Origin of the sequence: Micromonospora foliorum (assembly GCF_022229015.1) — a bacterium.
Taxonomy (GTDB): Bacteria; Actinomycetota; Actinomycetes; order Mycobacteriales; family Micromonosporaceae; genus Micromonospora; species Micromonospora foliorum.
In genome coordinates this window covers 1-3,522 of sequence record NZ_JAKKFF010000390.1, presented here as the reverse complement: position 1 = coordinate 3,522, position 3,522 = coordinate 1, and the positions used below count along the sequence as shown (strand labels likewise).

The 3,522-nt window shown below is 73.9% G+C and carries 3 protein-coding genes and 2 pseudogenes; 2 read left to right on the top strand and 3 right to left on the bottom strand.

All coding sequences use genetic code 11. The annotated features are described in order from the left end of the window. Both PSH25_RS25400 and PSH25_RS25395 read left to right on the top strand, forming a co-directional pair. Positions 1–244: pseudogene (locus tag PSH25_RS25400) on the top strand (hypothetical protein); the annotation flags it as partial. Positions 245–475: 231 nt separating this feature from the next. Next, on the top strand, positions 476–817 hold the full coding sequence (locus PSH25_RS25395) for an RNA polymerase-binding protein RbpA (protein WP_030327608.1): 342 nt from the start codon (positions 476–478) through the stop codon (positions 815–817). Between the two features lie 82 nt (positions 818–899). Here PSH25_RS25395 and PSH25_RS25390 read toward each other — a convergent pair whose 3' ends face one another. The 3 genes and pseudogenes from PSH25_RS25390 to lnt form a co-directional block, all read right to left on the bottom strand. Beyond that, the gene (locus PSH25_RS25390; RefSeq protein WP_238661454.1) at positions 900–1,430 is read right to left on the bottom strand and encodes an FxsA family protein; all 531 of its coding nucleotides are present in this window, start codon (positions 1,428–1,430) and stop codon (positions 900–902) included. A gap of 91 nt (positions 1,431–1,521) precedes the next feature. Then, positions 1,522–2,331, bottom strand: a complete 810-nt coding sequence (locus tag PSH25_RS25385; protein WP_238661453.1) for a polyprenol monophosphomannose synthase — start codon at positions 2,329–2,331, stop codon at positions 1,522–1,524. Next, positions 2,328–3,379, bottom strand: a pseudogene (lnt, locus tag PSH25_RS25380) (apolipoprotein N-acyltransferase); the annotation flags it as partial. The pseudogene lnt and the gene PSH25_RS25385, both read right to left, overlap by 4 nt. Positions 3,380–3,522 lie beyond the last annotated feature (143 nt).

Here is a 3,522-nt window from a genome sequence, read left to right as displayed (position 1 = left end):
GCTGCGCGCGGAGGTGGCGGCCCTGGCCGCCCAGCGCGACACGCTCACCGCCGAGCTGACCGTGGCCCGGCAGGCCGCGGCGACCGCCGAGGGTCACCGCACCGCCCTGACGGTACGACTCGACGCCGCCGAGACCGACCGGGACCTGGCCCAGCGGCGGGTGGCGCAGCTCGGCGACCAGGTCAGTGACCTGGCGTTGGCGTTGGCCCGCCTCGGTGCCGCCACTCCCGGTGACGCCACCTGATGATCGGGGCGCAACCTTCGGTAGGCTCGGGCGGTTAACCTCCCCGGTGGCGGCGGACACACACCGTTGTCCCGACCCGCCTGGGGATCACCTCACCGGGTGAGCGTCCCGGCCGGCTACCCTTGGTCCCGGCCCACCCGTGGACGCCTCACGCCCTCGGGCGGGAATGGCTCGACGGGGACGCACCGTTACACCCAGAAGACCAGCACCACGAACGAGGGGAAGTCGATCATGGGCGAGCGTATGCTGCGCGGAAGCCGCCTTGGCGCGGTGAGCTACGAATCCGACCGCAACACGGAGCTCGCGCCGCGTCAGACCCGCGAGTACCTCTGCGCCAAGGGCCACCAGTTCGAGGTGCCGTTCGCCGTCGACGCCGAGGTCCCGACGACCTGGGAATGCAAGTTCGACGGCAGCGTCGCCCGACTCGTCGACGGCAGCGAGCCGGAGCAGAAGAAGGCCAAGCCGCCGCGTACCCACTGGGACATGCTTCTGGAGCGGCGCTCGATCGCCGAGCTGGAGGACATCCTCGAGGAGCGCCTGCAGGAGGTTCGGACCCGCCGCGGCCGCGCCTGAGCCGCACGACGCACAACGACGACGCCCCCGGAGGAATCCCCCGGGGGCGTCGTCGTGTCGGTGCGCGGTGGGTGGCTCGGTCTCAGTGCCGACCGGGCTCGACGATCTCACCCTCGATGGCCCGGCCGCCGTCGACCACCACCGGCTGTTCCGGTTGCGGAGTCGGTCGCGGGGTCGGTTGTGGCGCCCCCTGGCGTACCCGCACCGTGCGGGGCCCGAACAGGTCACCGGCGACCATCGACGACACCCGCCGCTCGGTGGCGCGTCGCACCCCGGCGCGGGCCAGTCGACGCAGCGGCGGCACCAGCAGCAGCAACCCGACCAGCCCACTGACCAGGCCGGGCACCGCCAGCAACAGCGCGCCCGCCAACCCGACGAGCCCGTCGGTCACCTGCCCACCCGGGGGCTGCCCGGCCGCCGCAGCGGCCCGGAACCCACGCCAGGCGCGCATGCCCTCGCGGCGCAGCAGCACCAACCCCAGCAGGGACGCGGCGAACACCAGCAACACCGCCGCCCCGAACCCCAGCGCCCGTCCCACGCCGACGAACACCGCCAGCTCCAGCACCACCGCCAGCAGCAGGGCCAACGGTACGAACCTCAGTCCTCGGCGCATCTCACCTCATCGCCATTCCTGCGGACACCACGGACGTGGTCCGCTCATCCAGCATGACACGGCCGCGCTCACGGCCACCGTGCCTGACCGCTCACGGCCACCGTGCCTGACCGGTGGCGGTGCCGTGCAGGCCCCGGCGTACCGCCTGGCGTCGGTCGCGCACACCCCACGCGGTGATCCGCCACAGCGCCTCGGCCACGATCTTCGGGCTCATCTTGCTGTCGCCGCGTTCCCGCTCGGCGAAGGTGATCGGCACCTCCACGATCCGCACCCCGGCCCGGTGCGCCAGCCGCGACAGCTCCACCTGGAACGAGTAGCCCTGCGAGGTCACCGACTCCAGGTCGATGGCGTCCAACGCGCTGATCCGGTACACCCGGTAGCCGCCGGTGGCGTCCGAGACGGGCATGCCCAGCGCCAGGCGCGCGTACAGGTTGCCGCCGCGTGACAGCAGCAGCCGCCGCAGCGGCCAGTTGAGCACCCGCGCGCCCCGGGTCCACCGGGAGCCGATCACCACGTCGGCGTCGCGGGCGGCGGCCAGCAGCGCCGGCAGGTCCTCCGGGGCGTGCGAGCCGTCGGCGTCCATCTCCACGACCGCCTGGTAGCCCCGCTCGCGCGCCCACCCGAACCCGGCCAGGTACGCCGCGCCGAGGCCCTCCTTGCCGTGGCGGTGCAGCACCTGCACGTGCGCGTCCCCGTCGGCGAGGGCGTCGGCGATCGCGCCGGTGCCGTCGGGGCTGTTGTCGTCGGCGATGAGGATCTGCACCGCCGGGGCGGCGCGCCGGACCCGGCCCACGATCACGGCGATGTTGTCGGCCTCGTTGTAGGTGGGGATCACCACCAGCACCCGGCCCACCCCGGGCACCTCGTCCGCGCGTCGGATCGTATCGGTCGCCTGGATCACGGTTCCTCCGCTCCCGCCGGCGTACCGGCTGTTGCTATCCGGGCCTGACCCGCTGCCGCCGGCGCAGCACCGCCGCGCCGACCAGGGCCGCCGCGGCCAGCGCGGCGAGCGCCACCTCGGGCCACCAGCCGAGGCGGGTGGCGAGGGTGCGCCCGTCGTCGAGCCGCAACTGCCGCACCACGACCTCCCGGGTGTTGAACCCGGTGGCATCGCTTACCCGCCCGTCGGGTGCGACGAACCCGGACACTCCGACCGTGGAGGCCATCAACGCCGGCCGTCCGTGCTCCACCGCCCGCAGCCGCACCATGGCCATCTGCTGGCGGGCCTCCGCCACGTCGAAGGTGGCGTTGTTGGTCTGCACCACCAGCAGTTGCGCGCCGCCGGTGACGGTGTCGCGGACCACCTCGTCGTAGGCGACCTCGAAGCAGATCACGTCACCGAGCACGGCGGGGCCGGCGCGTACCACGCCCGGGGTGCTTCCCGGCACGAAGTCGTTGCGGATCAGGTCGACCTGCTTGCTGACCATCCGGGCCACGTCGCGCAGCGGCACGTACTCGGCGAACGGCACCGGGTGGCGTTTCGTGTACAGCTGGTCGAGGTCCGCGCCGGTGCCGGGGTGCCACAGGATGCCCGCGTTGCGGACCTGCCCGGCGTCGGGGCCGAGCAGCACGGCGCCGACCAGGATCGGCGCGCCGATGGTGTCGGCGGCCTGGGAGATCCGCGCCCCGGCGGTGGGGTTGCGCAGCGGGTCGATGTCGCTGGAGTTCTCCGGCCACACCACCAGGTCGGGTTGCCGTTGCTGCCCGGCGGCGACCCGCGCGGCCAGGTCGATGGTGGCGTCGACGTGGTTGTTGAGCACCGCCTGCCGTTGGGCGTTGAAGTCCAGGCCCAGTCGCGGCACGTTGCCCTGCACGATCGCCACGGTGACGCTGTTGCCGGACCCGGCGGTGGCGACCGGCACCAGCAGACCCCCGGCGGTCAACGCGACGGCCACGACGGCCGGTACCAGGACCGGTGCCCACCGCCGTGCCGGTGAGCCGCCCTGCCGGCCGACGGAGCCCGACGTGGCGTTCGGTGGGCCCTGCGAGCCTGCTGTGGTGGCCGGTGCGCCGTCGGTGCCCGCTGGTGCGGCCAGCGGGCCGTCCGCGTGCGGTGTGGCGCCGGGGGGTGCCACACCGCCCGCGGACGGCC